The sequence below is a fragment of the Bradyrhizobium sp. ORS 285 genome, from assembly GCF_900176205.1.
In the GTDB taxonomy this organism is placed as follows: domain Bacteria; phylum Pseudomonadota; class Alphaproteobacteria; order Rhizobiales; family Xanthobacteraceae; genus Bradyrhizobium.
This window is the reverse complement of record NZ_LT859959.1, coordinates 6,423,825-6,440,167: the sequence shown is the minus strand read 5'-3', so window position 1 is coordinate 6,440,167 and position 16,343 is coordinate 6,423,825. Positions and strand designations below refer to the sequence as shown.

The window sequence follows — 16,343 nt, the reverse complement described above, 5'->3', positions numbered from 1 at the left end:
CGAGCAGCATGGCGGCAAAGGCGCCATCGAACGAGCGGGACGCTGCAATCCCCTATGGATCCAGCTCAGTGTCCCAATAGAGATAGTCGAGCCAGCTGTCGTGCAGGTAGTTCGGCGGGAACAGCCGGCCGTTGCGATGGAGCTGGTGGACGGTGGGCGCGTAGGGCGCCTGCTTGGGGAACATCTTGGCCTGCTGCGGCGTCAGATTGCCCTTCTTCAGATTGCAGGGCGAGCAGGCGGCGACGACGTTTTCCCAGGTGGTCTGGCCCCCCTTGCTGCGGGGGATGACGTGATCGAAGGTCAGGTCGTCGCCGGAGTGGCAGTACTGGCAGGCGAAGCGGTCGCGGAGGAAGACGTTGAAGCGGGTGAAGGCCGGATGCGTCGACGGCTTCACGAAGGATTTCAGCGAGACCACACTGGGCAGCTGGATCTCGAACGATGGACTTCGGATCGCCCTGTCGTAGTACTCGACAATGTTGACGCGATCGAGGAACACCGCCTTGATCGCGTCTTGCCACGACCAGAGAGACAGCGGGTAATAACTCAGCGGCCGGAAGTCCGCGTTCAGCACCAACACCGGCCAACCGCCTTGCGAGACATGTGCGTTCAAGTAACGCTCCTGGCCTCCATAACGGCTGCGAAGCAGCATGCCCTCACATACTACATGCAGCGTGACGGGATTGTGAAGCCCCAAGAATGGCTTGACACATGGTTTGACATCACTTCTCCCGCCTTTCGAAGGTCGGTCCAAAGCGCGTCGAAAGCATGGCGGTGCCACGCTCCGCCGCAGTGCAACTCAGTTGCAGAAGGGACCTCAGGCCGGCACCCGCTCCAGCTTCTGCAGGCAGCGATGGATGTTGACCTCGGCGGGCATCGGCTGGCCGGGAAAGCTCGTGCTCCAATTGGTGACGCCGACCTCGCCGACATAGATGTCGCCGCGACTGTCGATCGCGAGCCCATGAGGCGCGAGAAAACGCCCTGTTTGCAGGCCCGGACCGTGCTCGCCGCCGAGTCGCGCCAGCCGCTTGCCGCTGGAATGCGTAATCGTCAGCCGCGGTCCGAGATTGGGAACGTTGAGGTTCACCGGCAGGCCCGGGCCGAGCTCGCCGATGATGAAGGTCTTGCGCTTGGCGCCGCAGGCGCACAGCGCGCAGGGCCGGTGCAGGTTGTTCCACTGCGTCTCGTAGCGGCCCTCACCATCGAAGATCTGGACGCGGTGGTTCTCACGGTCGGCAACATAGACAAACCCATCGGCATCGGTCGCAATGTTGTGAACGATGTTGAACTGTCCGGGATCGGATCCCGGCTCGCCCCAGCTCCTGATGAGCTTGCCCTCGGCCGTGTATTTGTGAACCCGCGCATTGCCATAGCCGTCGGAGACGTAGATCTCGCCGGACGGCGACAGCGCGGTGTGGGTGCAGCGGTTGAACGGCTCGCCGCTCATGAACGGCGTGGGCCGCTCCGGCAGGCCGATGGTCAGCAGCACCTTGCCGTCGACAGAGCACTTGCGCACGGTGTGGTCGCCGTCATCGGTGCAGTAGAGATTGTCGTCCGCATCGATCGACAGCCCGTGCGCGCGGCTGAACAGGCCCTCGCCCCAGCTGCGCAGAAAATTGCCGTCGCGATCGAACACGATCATCGGATGGGCGCCGCGGTTGAAGGCGTAGACGCGATCCTTGCTGTCGACGGCGACCGAGGCGACGTCGGTCAGGGCCCAGCCTTCGGGCAGCTTCGCCCAGTGCTTGACGACGCGATACGTGTAGTCGCCGGTCCCGAGATGAGCCATCGCCTTTTGTCCCCATGCAAGCTGCGTGTGCGCAAGGCTACACGGGTTCGGCCGCCGGCGGAAACCCGCTCAGCCTGCCATCGACAGGATGTGAGCTTCGTGCGGTGGAATCCGTCCCTGCGAGGTGTCGAGATAGACACGCGGCACGGCCGCCGGCCCGCGTCCCGCCGCTACCGTCAGCCAGCCGTCGAGGCGCGTCTGACCTCGGGCGGTGGTGGATGTCTCACCTGCGATCCGGGCCGACATCGATGACCGTTTTGCAACCCCAACCCTGTTTCAAACGGCGTTCACCGCCGTTGTTAGTTCGCGGAAGCGATGACGCCCTCGCGGTTCTTGATCACGCTATAGTAGCTCCACCACAGATGCGCCGCGGCGCCGCGCAGCGGCCGCCAGGGCTCCGCGAGCGGCATCATCTGCTTGGCCGTCGGGCGCGCGCTGAGGCCGAGCCCGACCTTCACCGCCTCCTGAACGGCGAGGTCGCCCGCCGGCCAGGCATCGCCATGGCCGAGGCAGAACAGCAGATACACGTCGGCCGTCCACGGCCCGATGCCGGGCAGGGCGGTGAGCGTCGCATGCGCCGCGTCGGCATCCTCGTTGGCGAGCACGTCGAGGTTCAGCCGCCCGGCAGCGAGCTCGCGCGCGATGTGCTTCAGCGTCTTGATCTTGGCCGCCGACAGCCCGAGGCGCCCCAGCCGGTCGGCGCGGGCGCGGCGGATCGCCTCGGCCTCGAACGGATCGAACGCCGCCTGCAGCCGGCCCCAGATCGCCGCAGCGCTGGCTGTCGACAGCTGCTGGCCGCAGACGATGTGCGCGATCCCGGCAAAGCCGGGCTCGCGCCGCCGCAGCGCCGGCATGCCGGTGACCTCCAGGATCGGCGCAAGCCGCGTGTCCTGCTTGACGAGGTCGCGGATCGCATCCTCGAGAATGGCCTGGCTGTCGAGATGGAGGGTCATCGTGGCAGGACTTTCTGGATCGTCATGCGCGGGCTTGACCGCGCATCCATCTCGGATCGAAGGTGCCCGCGAAGGAGCATGAGTGTCGGATCACGCGAGCTCAAGTCCTGCAAGGACGATATGCCATGCCACCCGTTTTCCGATTTGCCCCGAGCCCCAACGGCTATCTTCATCTCGGCCACGCCTATTCGGCGCTGCTGAATTTCCAGCGCGCGCAGGAGACCGGCGGCCGCCTGCTGCTGCGCATCGAGGACATCGACCCGACTCGCTGCCGGCCCGATTACGAGCAGGCGATCTACGAGGACCTCGGCTGGCTCGGCATCGTCTGGGAGCAGCCGGTGCGGCGGCAATCGCAGCATCTTGCCGAGTATGGCGCCGCGTTGGCGCGGCTGCAGGCGATGGGGCTGGTCTATCCGAGCTTCGACAGCCGGGCCGAGATCGCGCGGCTGGTGGCGCAACGGGATGGCGATGGCGGCTGGCCGCGCGATCCCGACGGTGCGCCGCTCTATCCGGGGCAGGCCAAAATGCTCTCTGAGGCCCAGCGTGCAGAGCTGATGGCGGGCGGCGCGCCCTATGCCCTGCGGCTGGACATGGTGGCGGCGGTCGCGCGCGCTGGCCGGCTGAGCTGGGATGAGGTTGGCCGCGGGCCCGGTGGCGAGATCGGGATGGTCGAGGCCAGCCCGGCCGCATGGGGCGACGTGATCCTGGCGCGCAAGGAAACGCCCACCAGCTACCATTTGTCCGTGGTCGTGGACGACGCGCTGCAAGGCGTGACCGAGGTGGTGCGCGGCCAGGACCTGTTTCATGCCACCAGCGTGCACCGGCTGCTGCAGGTCCTGCTCGGCCTGCCGGCGCCGGCCTATCGGCACCATCAACTGATTCGCGACGTGCAGGGCCACAAGCTGTCCAAGTCCACCCAGGCGACGGGATTGCGCACATTGCGCGCGGAGGGCGTCTCGCCGGCGGAAATCCGACACAGGATCGGCTTGGTCTAGCCGCCTCCTGTCGCAAGTCCCGGCGTCTCCGAATGTTTCCGGCGGGGACAACCTCCGGGGCATCGTGACACCCGGAAACGACCGTGCCATGCTGCTCAATGGCGCGGGTTATCGGGAGCTTCAATCGAAAGCGGCACGACGAGACATGACAGTAGAAGTGCCCCTTCGTTTGTCGGAGTTCATGTCACAGGGGCCATGATGAAGCGCGTTCGGAACATGAGTACGGGGCGGCGGGGTCGACCGGCCAAGCCGGCTGCGCCCAGGCCATCCGGCGCGTCCAAGACGCGCGCTGTGAAGGCGCCCTCTAGGACGACCTCCTCTCAGACGACATCTTCCAGGACGACCTCCCTGAGGACGCCGTCGTCCAAAGCACGCAAGCCGAAGACTGACGCGGCGAAGGCTATGCCTGCCAAGGAGCGCGCGAAGGCGCGGCCGCTGCAGAAGCACGTTCCTCAGGTCACGGCGCCGGCGGGGACGCGGCGACGTGCGGCCAAATCCAGAGCGCTGAAGGCCATCACGGGGAAGCCGGCCCCGAAGACTGGTGCAGCGACGCCGGGACCTGGCGTCGTGGAGGCCGCGCTCGCGGTGTTCGCCCACGAGGTGCGCACGCCCCTGACAGGCATTCTCGCCATCAGCGATCTGCTCGCCACCTCCGAGCTGGGTGAGCGCGAGCGGCGCTGGGTCGATACGATCAAGGCGGGAGCCGAGCATCTGTCCAGTCTGGCGACGCTGTTCGTCGCTGCCGCCAAGGACGAGACCACCGGCGCGGTGCTGCGCGAGGATCTGTTCGACCTGCGCGTGCTGGCGCGCGCGGCGGGCGACTCGTTGTCCGGCCGGGCGGCCGCCAAGGGGCTGGAGGCCAAGGTGGAGGTTTCCGACGCACTGCCGGCGCTCGTGATCGGCGATCCCGTGCGGCTGCGCGCGGCGCTGGAAAACCTGATCGACAATGCGGTGAAGTTCACCGAGCAGGGTGGGGTGGCGCTGAGGATCGCGTTGGCCGGCAAGTCCGGCCGCGGCAGGGGCGGCACGAAGGGCAAGGTGGCGGTCGCCTTCCACGTCTCGGACTCGGGCATCGGCCTGACCCTGCAGGAGATCAAGCGGCTATTCCGTCCCTTCAGCCAAGCCAACGTCTCGATCGCCTCGCGCTTCGGTGGCGCCGGCCTCGGCCTGTCCTCGGTCCGGCAGCTCGCGCGTGCGATGGGGGGCGACGTCGCGGTGACGCCCCATGAAGGCGGCGGCACGACCTTCACGCTGACCGTCACGCTGTCCGTCGCGGCAGCGCCGCACACGACAGCGGAGGGAGGCGAGGACGGTGTGACGCTGGCGCCGACGCGGCCGCTGCGCATCCTCGGGGTGGAAGACAACCCGTTCGGCCGGGTCGTGCTCAACACCATCCTCAACGAGCTTGGCCATCAGGCGGAGTTCATCGGCCGCGGCGAGGCGGCGCCGGAACGGATCGCCACAGGCCACTATGATGCCGTGCTGATGGACATGGTGCTGCCCGGGATCAACGGCGTCGAAACCATTGCCCTGATCCGCGCCCTTGGTGCCCCCCATGGCGACATCCCGATCATCGGCGTCTCAGGGCGCGGCGAGGACGAGGCGGCCTCGCGCGCCGCAGGCGCGGACGCATTCCTGCTCAAGCCCGTTTCGCCGCGGGCTCTAGCGACTGCGCTTCTTGCAGCGACATCCCGCGCGGCAGCCGCGACTTGATGATCGACGCGTTCAACTCGCCGCCATACACGAAGATGGCGGCGATGAAATACAGGAACACCAGCGCGATGATGACCGAGGCGAGCCCCGCATACATCGTCACGTAGTTGTTGGCGAAGCGCGCCAGATACTGGCCGAACACGATGCCCGACACCAGCGAGGCGACGAAGGTGAAGACGATACCCGGCATGATCTGCATGAAGCTGCGCCGCCCCGCCGGCAGCCAGGCATGCAGGATGAACAGCGCAACGACGAGCGCGCTGATCGTGATGCCGTAGCGCGACAGGTTGACGAAGCGCTCATTGGCTTCGACCGCGAGCGGCAGATAGCGCCGGGCGGTGGCCAGCATCAGCGGCCCGAGCACGATCAGGAACGACATCGCCAGTGCCGTCACGGCGGCGACCAGCGTATAGCCGATCGATTCCAACCGCAGCCAGTACCAGCGGCGCTGCTCGATCACGCCATAGGCGCGGTTGAGGGCGACCCGCAGCGCCTCGACGCCGTTCGAGGCGAAGTAGACCGCGAGCACGGCGCCGATCGTCAGCGCGTCGGTGCGGGTCGTGGTCAGCACGTCGTGGATCTCGCCGGTCAGCGCATCCGCGACCTGGGCAGGCCAGGTCTCGAGGATCAGGCCGGCGGCCTGGTCGGCGAGGTCCTTGGAGCCGAGGAAGCCGGCCAGCGAGGTCAGCACGATCAGGAACGGAAACAGCGCCATCAGGGTCGACAGCGCGATGTGGCTCGCGATCGCCCAGCCGTCGTCGGCGAGGAAGGTGTAGAACGCATCCATGACGACGTGGAAGATGGTGCGAAGCGCCTTCACTTGTCCCTGCACTCCGCAACGGAATTGGCCTGATACAATCCAATAATACGGTGCCAAAAGCCAGCGGTTGCAGGGGCGGATGCCCCGATCCGGCATGGCGCTCCTGCGTTCGCGGTGTTATCTAGCACCAATGGCTTCACTTCTCGGTAAATTCATCCTTCCGATCGCGGTCGGCGCGGTCGCCCTGGTGCTGTTTCTCGGCCTCGTCAACATGACGCGCGGCGGTTCGCCGAACCTGTCGCAGAAGCTGATGCGCTGGCGGGTGATCCTGCAGTTCGTGGCGATCGTCATTGCCATGGCGACGATCTGGGCCATGGGGCGCTGAGATGGGTCGTTGAGATCGAGCGCCGAGACGTCGAGACAAGGATATTGAGATTTCAGCATGGTGGTTCTGAATCGCATCTACACGCGGACCGGTGACGACGGTACGACGGCGCTCGGCAATGGCGAACGCCGGCCGAAATTCGATCTGCGTGTCTCCGCCTATGGAACCGTCGACGAGACCAACGCCGCGCTCGGGGTGGTGCGGCTGCATCTGGCCGACGCGCCCGAGATCGATGCGATGCTCGGCCTGATCCAGAACGATCTGTTTGACCTGGGCGCCGATCTGGCGGTGCCGCAGCGGGAGGGCAAGGCGGAGCGGCTGCGCGTGGTGGCGAGCCAGGTGGATCGCCTGGAGCGGGACATCGACACGTTGAATGAGAAGCTCGCGCCGCTCACCTCGTTCGTGCTCCCCGGGGGAACCCCGGCGGCGGCGCATCTGCACGTCGCGCGTACCATTTGCCGCAGGGCGGAACGGATCATGGCGGAACTTGCTTCCCGACCGGACGAGCCGGTCAGCGAGGCTGCCATTCGTTATATGAACCGGTTGTCGGATTTCCTGTTCGTGGCCAGCCGCGCCGCAAATCGGAACGGCGCTGGCGACGTGTTGTGGGTGCCGGGGCAAAACCGTTAACCCGGGGGCGTGCGGGGTGGCGTTTTTTCGCCCCTCGCGCGTTGACCGGGGGGTACGGGCGCTTTAGGTTCCGCGCCCGAAAGATCAACCCCGGAAGATATAGAGCGAAAGAGGATCGATGAAGGTTCTGGTGCCGGTCAAGCGGGTGGTCGACTACAACGTCAAGGTCCGCGTCAAGAGCGACGGATCGGGCGTTGAGCTCGCCAACGTCAAGATGTCGATGAATCCGTTCGACGAGATCGCCGTCGAGGAAGCGCTGCGGCTGAAGGAAGCCGGCAAGGCGACAGAAGTCGTCGTGGTGTCGATCGGACCCGCGCAGGCGTCCGAGACGATCCGCACTGCGCTCGCGATGGGCGCGGATCGCGGCATCCTGGTCAAGGCCGAGGGCACTGTGGAACCGCTCGCGGTCGCCAAGATCTTGAAGGCCGTGGCGCAGGAAGAGCAGCCGGGACTGATCATCCTCGGCAAGCAGGCAATCGACGACGACTCGAACCAGACCGGCCAGATGCTGGCGGCGCTGCTCGGCTGGGCGCAGGCGACCTTCGCCTCCAAGCTCGAGGTCGAAGGCTCCGACTTCAAGGTCACCCGCGAGGTCGATGGCGGCCTGCAGACCGTGAAGCTCAAGGGGCCAGCGATCGTCACCACCGATCTCCGTCTCAACGAGCCGCGCTATGCGTCGCTGCCGAACATCATGAAGGCGAAGAAGAAGCCGATCGCGGAGAAGACCGCCGCCGACACCGGCGTCGATCTCACGCCGCGGCTCGAAGTGATCAGGACCGCTGAGCCGGCGGGCCGCAAGGCCGGCGTCAAGGTGAAGGACGTCGCCGAGCTCGTTTCCAAACTCAAGACCGAGGCGGGGGTGCTCTGATGGCCACGCTGCTGATTGCTGAACACGACAATGCCGGGATCAAGGACGCGACCAACAAGGCGCTGACGGCAGCCGCCGCGCTCGGCGCCGATGTCGACGTGCTGGTCGCGGGCCAGGGTGCCAAGGGCGCAGCCGAGGCCGCCGCCAAGCTCGCTGGCGTCAAGAAGGTGCTGCTGGCCGATGACGCGGCCTACGCGCATGATCTCGCCGAGCCGCTCGCCGATCTCGTCGTCAAGCTTGCTGCCAACTACGACGCGGTCGTCGCGCCCGCGACCTCGCGCTTCAAGAACGTGATGCCGCGCATCGCCGCCCTGCTCGACGTGATGCAGGTGTCGGAGATCATCAAGGTCGTCGCTCCCGACACGTTCGAGCGGCCGATCTACGCCGGCAACGCGATCCAGACGGTGAAGTCGAAGGACGCCAAGAAGGTCATCACCGTGCGCACCTCGACCTTCGCCGCTGCGGGCGACGGTGGCAGCGCGGCGGTCGAGAGCGTGGCGGCCGCCGGTGATCCGGCGCTGTCGAGCTTCGTCGGCGAGGAGGTCGCCAAGAGCGATCGTCCGGAGCTGACCTCGGCCAAGATCATCGTCTCCGGCGGCCGCGCGATGCAGAGCCGCGAGAACTTCGCCAAGTACATCGAGCCGCTCGCCGACAAGCTCGGCGCCGGTGTCGGCGCCTCGCGCGCCGCGGTCGATGCCGGCTACGCGCCGAACGACTGGCAGGTCGGCCAGACCGGCAAGGTGGTCGCGCCGGAACTCTACGTGGCGGTCGGCATTTCAGGCGCCATTCAGCATCTGGCCGGCATGAAGGACTCCAAGGTGATCGTCGCGATCAACAAGGACGAGGACGCGCCGATCTTCCAGGTCGCCGATTACGGGCTGGTAGCGGACCTCTATCAGGCGGTTCCCGAGCTGACGGACGCGCTCGGTAAGTAAGGCTGCTAACACCGGCCGCATGGGACTGCTGCGGCCGGTGTCTTATCTGTTAAGGGCATGGATGGGCGCGATGGCGCGCCGTCCCGGTGGATGACAACATGGCTCAGATCAACAAGCTCGGTGTGATCGGCGCAGGACAGATGGGCAACGGCATCGCGCATGTCGCCGCGCTGGCCGGGCTCGACGTGGTGCTCAACGACGTCACCTCCGACCGGTTGAAATCGGGCATGGCGACCATCAACGGCAACCTGACCCGTCAGGTCGCGAAGAAGATGATCTCCGAGGACGCCCGAACCGAGGCGCTCAAGCACATCTCCCTGACCGACAGCCTCGACGGGCTGGCCGATTGCGACCTCGTGATCGAGACCGCGATCGAGAAGGAGGACGTCAAGCGCAAGATCTTCCACGATCTCTGCGCCACGCTGAAGCCGGAGGCGATCATCGCCTCCAACACCTCGTCGATCTCGATCACGCGGCTCGCTGCCTGCACCGATCGCCCCGAGCGCTTCATCGGCATCCACTTCATGAACCCGGTTCCACTGATGGAGCTGGTGGAGCTGATCCGCGGCATCGCCACTGACGACGCCACCTTCGAGGCGGCCAAGGAGTTCGTCGGGCGGCTCGGCAAGCAGGTCGCCGTCTCCGAGGATTTCCCGGCCTTCATCGTCAACCGCGTCCTGCTGCCGATGATCAACGAGGCGATCTACACGCTGTACGAAGGCGTCGGGAATGTCGAGGCGATCGACGCGGCGATGAAGCTCGGCGCGCATCATCCGATGGGCCCGCTCGAGCTCGCCGACTTCATCGGCCTGGATACCTGTCTCTCCATCATGCAGGTGCTGCATGAGGGGCTCGCGGATTCCAAGTACCGGCCGTGCCCGCTGCTGGTGAAGTACGTTGAGGCCGGTTGGCTCGGCCGCAAGACGCAGCGCGGCTTCTACGACTATCGCGGCCCCAAGCCGGTGCCGACCCGCTGAAACAATCTGAAACGATCCACACGCTTCGTTAAGGCTGATCGTCTACCGTTCAGCTCAGACGAGGTATGTGCGTATGGATATGAGCTTGGTGGCTGCGGTCATGGCGCAGCAGGCGAGTGCGACCCAGCAGCAGGTCGCGACGTCGGTCTTGAAGCAGAATTTGAACGCCCAGAAGGACGCCGTCCTGACCCTGCTCGGCGGCGCCCAGCAGACGCTGTCGCTCGCCAATGTCGGCCCCGGCGTCGGCGGCAACCTGAACATCGCCGCCTGATTACAGCCCCGCGGCGGCCTTCGACGTCGCCGCCTGGATCAGTTTGAGCGCGTCGGCGCTGTCCCATTCGGCCGGTCCCGCAATGGTGGCAATCTCGCAGCCATTGCCGTCGACCAACACCGAAGTCGGCATGCCCAGCGCGCGGCCGACCGCCTTGAGATCCTGGAACACCTTGGCCTTGGCGTCGCTGAAATAAGCGAGCTGCGTCAGCTTGGCGTCGCTGAGGAACGTCTTCGGCTTCTCCGGATCGCGGGTGTCGATGTTGACGGCGACCACCTGGAAGGCGTCGCTGCCGAGCTTGGCCTGCAGGCCATCCAGCGCCGGCATCTCCTTGCGGCAGGGGACGCACCAGGTCGCCCAGAGGTTCAGCAGCACCGTCTTGCCGCGGAAATCCGACAGTTTTGCCGGCTTGCCCGAGGCGTCCTCGAAGGCGAGATCCGGCAGCCGCAGCGGCGCCTTGGCGGCGGTCAGCGCCGCCACCTCGCCCTTGATCAGCGGCGCCAGCCGCGCCGCCGTGTCGACCGCCGCCTGGCAGGCCTGGTCGCCGGCCGGCTTGCCCTTCAAGAGCCCCCCGAACGACACCGCCGCGATGCCGGCCACGGCGATGACCGCCACGGCGCCGGCGATCAGCACGGTTCGGCCGCGCGAGGCGGGGCGGGCGGGGGACGTCTCTGGCTTATCGTTTGTCATCTCGGGTCGGTTGCGGCTATCAGAGGCGCGAATTTCGGGGCCACCAAAATGGTGTGTCCCATCCAGACGCGGTCATCAAGGTTTAAGAGCGGCAGGCATGAGCAACAAGATGTGGGGCGGCCGGTTCACGGAACGTCCCGACGAGATCATGGAGGACATCAACGTCTCGATCGACGTCGATCGCCACCTCTACGCGCAGGATATCGCCGCGTCCAAGGCGCACGCCGCCATGCTCGCCGCCCAGGGCATCATCACCGCAGGTGATGCGAAAAATATCGCCAAGGGTCTAGACACGATCCTGTCAGAGATCACCAAGGGCTCGTTCGAGTTCAAGCGCGCGCTCGAAGACATCCATATGAACGTCGAGAGCCGGCTGTCCGAGCTGATCGGCCCCGCCGCCGGCCGCCTGCACACCGCGCGCTCGCGCAACGACCAGGTCGCGACCGATTTCCGCCTGTTCGTCCGCGACGAGATCGACGCCATCGACGCGGCGCTATCAGCCTACCAGCGGGCGCTCGCGACCCGCGCGCTCGAATTCGCCGGCACCGTGATGCCCGGCTTCACCCATCTGCAGACGGCGCAGCCGGTGACCTTCGGCCATCATCTGCTGGCCTATGTCGAGATGGCCGGCCGCGACCGCGGCCGCTTCCTCGACGCCCGCAAGCGCCTCAATGAGTCCCCGCTCGGCGCCGCCGCGCTCGCCGGCACCTCGTTCCCGATCGACCGCCACGCCACCGCCGAGGCGCTCGGCTTCGACCGCCCGATGGCCAATTCGCTCGACGCCGTCTCCGACCGCGACTTCGTGCTGGAGACGCTGTCGGCCGCAGCCATCTGCGCCGTGCATCTGTCGCGCTTCGCCGAGGAGATCGTGATCTGGACCTCGCCGCTGGTCGGCCTGATCAAGCTGTCGGACAAGTTCACCACCGGCTCCTCGATCATGCCGCAGAAGCGCAATCCGGATGCCGCCGAGCTGGTCCGCGCCAAGACCGGCCGCGTCATCGGCGCGCTCAACGGCCTCCTGATCGTCATGAAGGGCCTGCCGCTCGCCTATCAGAAGGACATGCAGGAGGATAAGCAGGGCGCGATGGAAGCCTTCGCCGCGCTGTCGCTCGCTGTGCGCGCCATGACCGGCATGGCGCTCGACCTGGTGCCGGACGAGGCCCGCATGAAGGCCGCCGCCGGCGAGGGCTATGCCACCGCCACCGATCTCGCCGACTGGCTGGTGCGGACGCTCAAGATGCCGTTCCGCGAGGCCCATCACGTCACCGGACGTATCGTCGGTTTGGCGTCGAAGCAGGGCGTCGCGCTGCACGAGCTGCCGCTCAAGGCGATGCAGGAGGTCGAGCCCAAGATCACCGCCGACGTGCTCGGCGTGCTGAGTGTGGAATCCTCGGTGAAGAGCCGCACCAGCTTCGGCGGCACCGCGCCGAAGAACGTCGCCTCTCAGGCCAAGGCCTGGCTGAAGCGGCTGGAAAAGCAGCGAAAGTAGGGCCTCCCTCCAACATTTGATCCCCCTGGCGTGGCTCTCCGGCACTCGTCAGGGCGGATCAACCTCTGTATGGTGCCGCCCGCATGGGGATTTCACACGTGACCAGCGCTCGCCGTCCAACCTCCGCCGCCCGGGTCCTGCTCGTCCTGGGCGCCTCCGCGCTCCTGCTCGCCGCCTGCGGCCGCAAGGCCGGGTTGGACCTGCCCGCCAATTCCCCGCCGGCCCCGCAGCTCTCCGCCGCGCCCACCGACACCGCGATGGAAAACGCCGCCAAGCCGGGCGTCTTCAACTCCGGCTACGGCACCGACGGCGCCCCCGCCGCCTCGCGCGGCCAGAAGAAACCTTTCTTCCTCGACCCGCTGCTGGACAGCAAATAGCGCCCTGCTCCGCGCGCGCTGGTTCACCCTCCCCTGGAGGGGGAGGGTCGGCTCGCGTTGAGCGAAGCGAAATGCGAGGCGGGGTGGGGTGATCTCTCCACGCGCACCGCCGTCGCGGCTTCACCCCACCCCGCCGCCCGTCGCTGACGCGCCGCGCGTCGACCCTCCCCCTCCAGGGGAGGGTGGCAGCGTCGATTGACATCCCCTCCCATTTCCCGGCAATTCGCCGCCACAATCACTCACTCGCAAGCCGCGCGCGGACCCGAACCCATGAACCATTTCGACTACCGCGACGGCGTGCTGCACGCCGAGGCCGTCAATCTCGCTGATCTCGCGGCCCAAATCGGCACCCCGTTCTACTGCTACTCCACCGCCACCCTGGAGCGGCACTACCGCGTGTTCGCGGACGCCTTCGCCGGCCAGGACGTGCTGATCTGCTACGCGATGAAGGCCAATTCCAACCAGTCGGTGCTGCGCACGCTGGCCAAGTGTGGCGCCGGCGCCGACGTCGTCTCCGGCGGCGAGCTGAAGCGCGCGCTGGCCGCTGGCATCCCCTCGCGCAAGATCGTATTTTCAGGCGTCGGCAAGACCGAGGCCGAGCTGCGCGCCGCGCTCGCGGCCGACATCCACTGCCTCAACATCGAGTCCGAGCCCGAGCTCGACCTGCTGGCGCGCCTGGCCGTGGAAACGGGCCACACCGCCCGCATCTCCATCCGCGTCAATCCCGACGTCGATGCCGGCACGCACGCCAAAATCTCGACCGGCAAGTCGGAGAACAAGTTCGGCATTCCGCTCGACCACGCCCGCCGCGTCTACGCCCGCGCGGCGAAGATGCCGGGCATCAAGGTCACCGGCGTCGACGTCCATATCGGCAGCCAGATCACCGATCTCGGCCCGATGGAGACCGCGTTCCGCATCCTCGCCGAGTTCGTGCAGACCCTGCGCGCCGACGGCCACGACATCTCACATGTCGATTTCGGCGGCGGCCTCGGCATCCCCTATCACATGGACCGCGCCGTGCCGCCGGAGCCCGCCGCCTACGCCGCGATGGTCAAGCGCATCTCGCACAATCTCGGCTGCACCCTGATGTTCGAGCCCGGCCGCATGATCGTCGGCAATGCCGGCATCCTCGTAGCCCGGGTGATCTATGTGAAGCACGGCGAGGCCAAGAACTTCGTCATCATCGACGCCGCGATGAACGACCTGATCCGCCCGACGCTTTACGAGGCGCATCACGACATCTTGCCCGTGAAGCAGGCGGCTCCGAACACGCCCGCTTTCGTAGCCGACGTCGTCGGCCCGGTCTGCGAAAGCGGCGACTACCTCGCCCTCGACCGCGCGCTGCCCGAGCCCGCGCCCGGCGACCTCCTCGCCATCATGACCGCAGGCGCCTACGGCGCCGTGCAGGCCTGCACCTACAACACCCGCGCGCTCGTCCCCGAGGTGCTGGTCAAGGGCAACCAATCCGCCGTCATCCGCCCGCGCATCGACGTCGAGCAGCTGATCGCCATGGACACGCCGGCGCCGTGGCTGTGAGGGCGGCTGCCGCGCAAGCCGCTCGCGCGGTTGCGCTTTCCAACGTGCCAATGACGTCGACGGACAGCACCTCGATCGCAGTCTCACCCTCCCCTGGAGGGGGAGGGTCGATCGCGCGCGAAGCGGGCGAGCGGGGTGGGGTGACCGCGGGCGCCGGTGCAAGTGGAGAGATCACCCCACCCCGGCCCACATGCGCTTCGCGCATATGAGCCGACCCTCCCCCTCCAGGGGAGGGTGACTGCGCGTTGATCTCGAAGTTGCGCGCTGTGGCAGAGTTGGCGCTCATACTAGGCCGAACGCTTGAATTCAGCCACCGCGCTTCGCAACGCGCTGCCTCGCCTTCACCAGCACCTCGCTCATCGTCGCGTCGCTGATCCTGAGACTGTCCGGATGCTCCAGCACCTCGCGATAGCGCGCGATCTGCTGCTCCCGGCTCAAGCGCTGCCATTCGGCGCGTTCGGTCTCGCTCGGGGGCAGGGCTGACGGCAGCAGCCTGGTTTGCTTATTGACCATGGTGATTTTAGTTTAGCCCGGATCAGGCGCCTGCGCGAGACCGCCTGCCCTGATCGATTCCCGACCTGATCGGTCACACGGTTCTGCGAGGACCCCACCCATGAGCATTCGCGTCGGCATCGTCGGGATCTCCGGTTTTGGCGGCGGCGAGGCGATGCGCCTGATCGCGGGCCACCCTTCGTTCGAGCTGGTCTACGCCGCGGGCGAGGGCAGCGCCGGCCAGCGGCTGGTGGAGCGCTTCCCCGGCGTGCCGGCAAAGCTCGCCGATCTCGTGATCGAGAAGTGGGACCCGGCGCGCCTGCCGCCGCTCGACGTTCTCTTCGCTTCGCTCCCCACCGGCGCCTCGCGCGACGCGCTGGCGCGCATCCCGCGCGAGGTGAAGATCGTCGACATCGGCGGCGACCACCGCTACGCCGACGGCTGGACCTACGGCCTCGCCGACGTCTGGCCCGAGGCGATCGCGGGCAAGACCCGCATCGCCAATCCCGGCTGCTTCCCGGCGGCGGCGCTGACCGCGCTGGCGCCGCTCCTGGCCGACAGGCTGATCGCGCCCGAGAACATCGTGATCGACGCCAAGACCGGGATCTCCGGCGCCGGCCGCGGCGGCGGCGCAGGCTTCGGCTACGCCGAGAGCAACGAGAACCTGATCCCCTACGGCCTGCTCAAACACGTCCACATGCCAGAGATCGAAAGCACGATCGCACGGATCAGCGGCGGCAGCGCCGCCGGCCTCGTGTTCACGCCGCATCTGGTGCCGATGACCCGCGGCATCCTCGCCACGATCTACGCCCGCGGCCGCGCCACGTCAGACCAGTGCCTGGACGCCGCCCGAAGCTTCTACGCAGGCCGCGCCTTCGTCCGCGTCACCGACAAGCCGCCGCAGACCAAATGGGCCACCGGCTCCAACCTCGCCTTCGTCAGCTACGCCGCCGACCCCGCGCGCAATCTGGTGATCGCGCTCGGCGTCGTCGACAATCTCGGCAAGGGCGCCGCCGGGCAGGCGGTGCAGAACGCGAACCTGATGTGCGGGCTGCCGGAGACGGCGGGGCTGGAGGGGGCGCCGGTTTGGCCGTGATGGCGACTGCAAGACCATAGTTGGCGTCGGAAATGCTCGCTGCGAACAGCACGACGATGCTGCAACTTGATGAATGACGAGTTGAGTGCATCGTCGCCGTAATCCCTGTTATTTCGTTCCACGCGAAGGAACGGTTCCCATGGCCGATTGTCATGCGAAGGATCCATTGGGTGACGCGTGGAAGGCCCGAGCGGCGTGAGGGGCGGGCGAGCGGCCGCAGCCCCGCCGCACAGGGGGCGTTTAAAAAGGTGAATAAATCCAATAAATTGTTGATGCCAAGTACTTTGGTGGGCTCCTAGGTTGTTCTTTCTGGCCGAATCTGCCGCAGCTGGCCAGTTGTTGCATCCGAAGGATGCGCCTTGGTGCAATGCAAGGCGGTACCGTTCGCAG

At 66.8% G+C, this 16,343-nt stretch carries 18 protein-coding genes; 12 read left to right on the top strand and 6 right to left on the bottom strand.

The annotated features are described in order from the left end of the window. Positions 1-52 precede the first annotated feature (52 nt). The 3 genes from BRAD285_RS28880 to BRAD285_RS28870 form a co-directional block, all read right to left on the bottom strand. Positions 53-610, bottom strand: a complete 558-nt coding sequence (locus BRAD285_RS28880) for an HNH endonuclease (RefSeq protein ID WP_006610584.1) — start codon at positions 608-610, stop codon at positions 53-55. A 204-nt stretch (positions 611-814) separates the two neighbouring features. Further along, a complete protein-coding gene (locus BRAD285_RS28875) occupies positions 815-1,786 on the bottom strand; it encodes a peptidyl-alpha-hydroxyglycine alpha-amidating lyase family protein (protein ID WP_006610583.1) in 972 nt (323 codons plus the stop codon). 299 nt (positions 1,787-2,085) lie between these two features. Then, a complete protein-coding gene (locus BRAD285_RS28870) occupies positions 2,086-2,739 on the bottom strand; it encodes a DNA-3-methyladenine glycosylase (RefSeq protein WP_006610582.1) in 654 nt (217 codons plus the stop codon). A gap of 125 nt (positions 2,740-2,864) precedes the next feature. Here BRAD285_RS28870 and gluQRS point away from each other — a divergent pair, with 125 nt between their 5' ends. Both gluQRS and BRAD285_RS28860 read left to right on the top strand, forming a co-directional pair. Next, positions 2,865-3,734 carry a tRNA glutamyl-Q(34) synthetase GluQRS gene (gene gluQRS / locus BRAD285_RS28865; protein WP_006610581.1) on the top strand — a complete coding sequence of 290 codons (870 nt, stop codon included), beginning with the start codon at positions 2,865-2,867 and terminating at the stop codon, positions 3,732-3,734. A gap of 402 nt (positions 3,735-4,136) precedes the next feature. Next, positions 4,137-5,447 carry an ATP-binding protein gene (locus BRAD285_RS28860; protein WP_244422119.1) on the top strand — a complete coding sequence of 437 codons (1,311 nt, stop codon included), beginning with the start codon at positions 4,137-4,139 and terminating at the stop codon, positions 5,445-5,447. Here the strand turns inward: BRAD285_RS28860 and BRAD285_RS28855 are convergent. Continuing rightward, positions 5,374-6,267, bottom strand: a complete 894-nt coding sequence (locus tag BRAD285_RS28855) for a YihY/virulence factor BrkB family protein (protein WP_035645302.1) — start codon at positions 6,265-6,267, stop codon at positions 5,374-5,376. The genes BRAD285_RS28860 and BRAD285_RS28855 overlap by 74 nt on opposite strands. A 130-nt stretch (positions 6,268-6,397) precedes the next feature. Between BRAD285_RS28855 and BRAD285_RS28850 the strand changes: the two genes are divergently transcribed. The 6 genes from BRAD285_RS28850 to BRAD285_RS28825 all read left to right on the top strand — a co-directional run bounded on the left by BRAD285_RS28850 (position 6,398) and on the right by BRAD285_RS28825 (position 10,273). Next, positions 6,398-6,592, top strand: a complete 195-nt coding sequence (locus BRAD285_RS28850) for a twin transmembrane helix small protein (protein WP_006610578.1) — start codon at positions 6,398-6,400, stop codon at positions 6,590-6,592. A 57-nt stretch (positions 6,593-6,649) separates the two neighbouring features. Further along, a complete protein-coding gene (locus BRAD285_RS28845) occupies positions 6,650-7,222 on the top strand; it encodes a cob(I)yrinic acid a,c-diamide adenosyltransferase (protein WP_006610577.1) in 573 nt (190 codons plus the stop codon). A 118-nt stretch (positions 7,223-7,340) separates the two neighbouring features. Then, complete coding sequence (locus BRAD285_RS28840; protein WP_006610576.1) at positions 7,341-8,090, top strand: electron transfer flavoprotein subunit beta/FixA family protein; 750 nt, start codon at positions 7,341-7,343, stop codon at positions 8,088-8,090. Next, on the top strand, positions 8,090-9,025 hold the full coding sequence (locus BRAD285_RS28835) for an electron transfer flavoprotein subunit alpha/FixB family protein (RefSeq protein WP_006610575.1): 936 nt from the start codon (positions 8,090-8,092) through the stop codon (positions 9,023-9,025). The genes BRAD285_RS28840 and BRAD285_RS28835 overlap by 1 nt, the downstream gene beginning before the upstream one ends. 98 nt (positions 9,026-9,123) lie before the next feature. Then, entirely contained in the window at positions 9,124-10,002 is an 879-nt protein-coding gene (locus tag BRAD285_RS28830) for a 3-hydroxybutyryl-CoA dehydrogenase (protein WP_035645299.1), read from the top strand. 73 nt (positions 10,003-10,075) lie between these two features. After that, positions 10,076-10,273 carry a putative motility protein gene (locus BRAD285_RS28825; RefSeq protein WP_006610573.1) on the top strand — a complete coding sequence of 66 codons (198 nt, stop codon included), beginning with the start codon at positions 10,076-10,078 and terminating at the stop codon, positions 10,271-10,273. Here the strand turns inward: BRAD285_RS28825 and BRAD285_RS28820 are convergent, their stop codons facing one another. Beyond that, positions 10,274-10,963 (bottom strand): TlpA disulfide reductase family protein, encoded by a 690-nt coding sequence (locus BRAD285_RS28820; protein WP_006610572.1) that lies wholly within the window; start codon positions 10,961-10,963, stop codon positions 10,274-10,276. It lies immediately after the preceding gene. A gap of 97 nt (positions 10,964-11,060) precedes the next feature. On the opposite strand from BRAD285_RS28820, the gene argH reads away from it, so the two are divergent. The 3 genes from argH to lysA all read left to right on the top strand — a co-directional run bounded on the left by argH (position 11,061) and on the right by lysA (position 14,365). Beyond that, on the top strand, positions 11,061-12,452 hold the full coding sequence (argH, locus tag BRAD285_RS28815) for an argininosuccinate lyase (protein ID WP_006610571.1): 1,392 nt from the start codon (positions 11,061-11,063) through the stop codon (positions 12,450-12,452). A 98-nt stretch (positions 12,453-12,550) separates the two neighbouring features. Continuing rightward, positions 12,551-12,829, top strand: a complete 279-nt coding sequence (locus tag BRAD285_RS28810) for a lipoprotein (RefSeq protein WP_006610570.1) — start codon at positions 12,551-12,553, stop codon at positions 12,827-12,829. A gap of 270 nt (positions 12,830-13,099) precedes the next feature. Further along, complete coding sequence (gene lysA, locus BRAD285_RS28805) at positions 13,100-14,365, top strand: diaminopimelate decarboxylase (RefSeq protein WP_035645930.1); 1,266 nt, start codon at positions 13,100-13,102, stop codon at positions 14,363-14,365. A 306-nt stretch (positions 14,366-14,671) separates the two neighbouring features. Here the strand turns inward: lysA and BRAD285_RS28800 are convergent, their stop codons facing one another. After that, positions 14,672-14,878, bottom strand: coding sequence for a hypothetical protein (locus tag BRAD285_RS28800; RefSeq protein ID WP_006615615.1), 207 nt, complete (start codon positions 14,876-14,878; stop codon positions 14,672-14,674). Positions 14,879-14,978: 100 nt separating this feature from the next. On the opposite strand from BRAD285_RS28800, the gene argC reads away from it, so the two are divergent. Further along, complete coding sequence (gene argC, locus BRAD285_RS28795; protein WP_006615614.1) at positions 14,979-15,953, top strand: N-acetyl-gamma-glutamyl-phosphate reductase; 975 nt, start codon at positions 14,979-14,981, stop codon at positions 15,951-15,953. Positions 15,954-16,343: the final 390 nt, after the last annotated feature.

Bases quoted from the DNA above. Each gene is read 5' to 3' on its own strand.
- BRAD285_RS28800 (WP_006615615.1), bottom strand. From the start codon at position 14,878: ATGGTCAATAAGCAAACCAGGCTGCTGCCGTCAGCCCTGCCCCCGAGC.
- BRAD285_RS28825 (WP_006610573.1), top strand. From the start codon at position 10,076: ATGGATATGAGCTTGGTGGCTGCGGTCATGGCGCAGCAGGCGAGTGCG.
- BRAD285_RS28820 (WP_006610572.1), bottom strand. From the start codon at position 10,963: ATGACAAACGATAAGCCAGAGACGTCCCCCGCCCGCCCCGCCTCGCGC.
- argC (WP_006615614.1), top strand. From the start codon at position 14,979: ATGAGCATTCGCGTCGGCATCGTCGGGATCTCCGGTTTTGGCGGCGGC.
- BRAD285_RS28850 (WP_006610578.1), top strand. From the start codon at position 6,398: ATGGCTTCACTTCTCGGTAAATTCATCCTTCCGATCGCGGTCGGCGCG.
- argH (WP_006610571.1), top strand. From the start codon at position 11,061: ATGAGCAACAAGATGTGGGGCGGCCGGTTCACGGAACGTCCCGACGAG.
- BRAD285_RS28875 (WP_006610583.1), bottom strand. From the start codon at position 1,786: ATGGCTCATCTCGGGACCGGCGACTACACGTATCGCGTCGTCAAGCAC.
- BRAD285_RS28830 (WP_035645299.1), top strand. From the start codon at position 9,124: ATGGCTCAGATCAACAAGCTCGGTGTGATCGGCGCAGGACAGATGGGC.
- BRAD285_RS28840 (WP_006610576.1), top strand. From the start codon at position 7,341: ATGAAGGTTCTGGTGCCGGTCAAGCGGGTGGTCGACTACAACGTCAAG.
- BRAD285_RS28845 (WP_006610577.1), top strand. From the start codon at position 6,650: ATGGTGGTTCTGAATCGCATCTACACGCGGACCGGTGACGACGGTACG.
- BRAD285_RS28860 (WP_244422119.1), top strand. From the start codon at position 4,137: ATGCCTGCCAAGGAGCGCGCGAAGGCGCGGCCGCTGCAGAAGCACGTT.
- lysA (WP_035645930.1), top strand. From the start codon at position 13,100: ATGAACCATTTCGACTACCGCGACGGCGTGCTGCACGCCGAGGCCGTC.
- BRAD285_RS28835 (WP_006610575.1), top strand. From the start codon at position 8,090: ATGGCCACGCTGCTGATTGCTGAACACGACAATGCCGGGATCAAGGAC.
- BRAD285_RS28870 (WP_006610582.1), bottom strand. From the start codon at position 2,739: ATGACCCTCCATCTCGACAGCCAGGCCATTCTCGAGGATGCGATCCGC.
- gluQRS (WP_006610581.1), top strand. From the start codon at position 2,865: ATGCCACCCGTTTTCCGATTTGCCCCGAGCCCCAACGGCTATCTTCAT.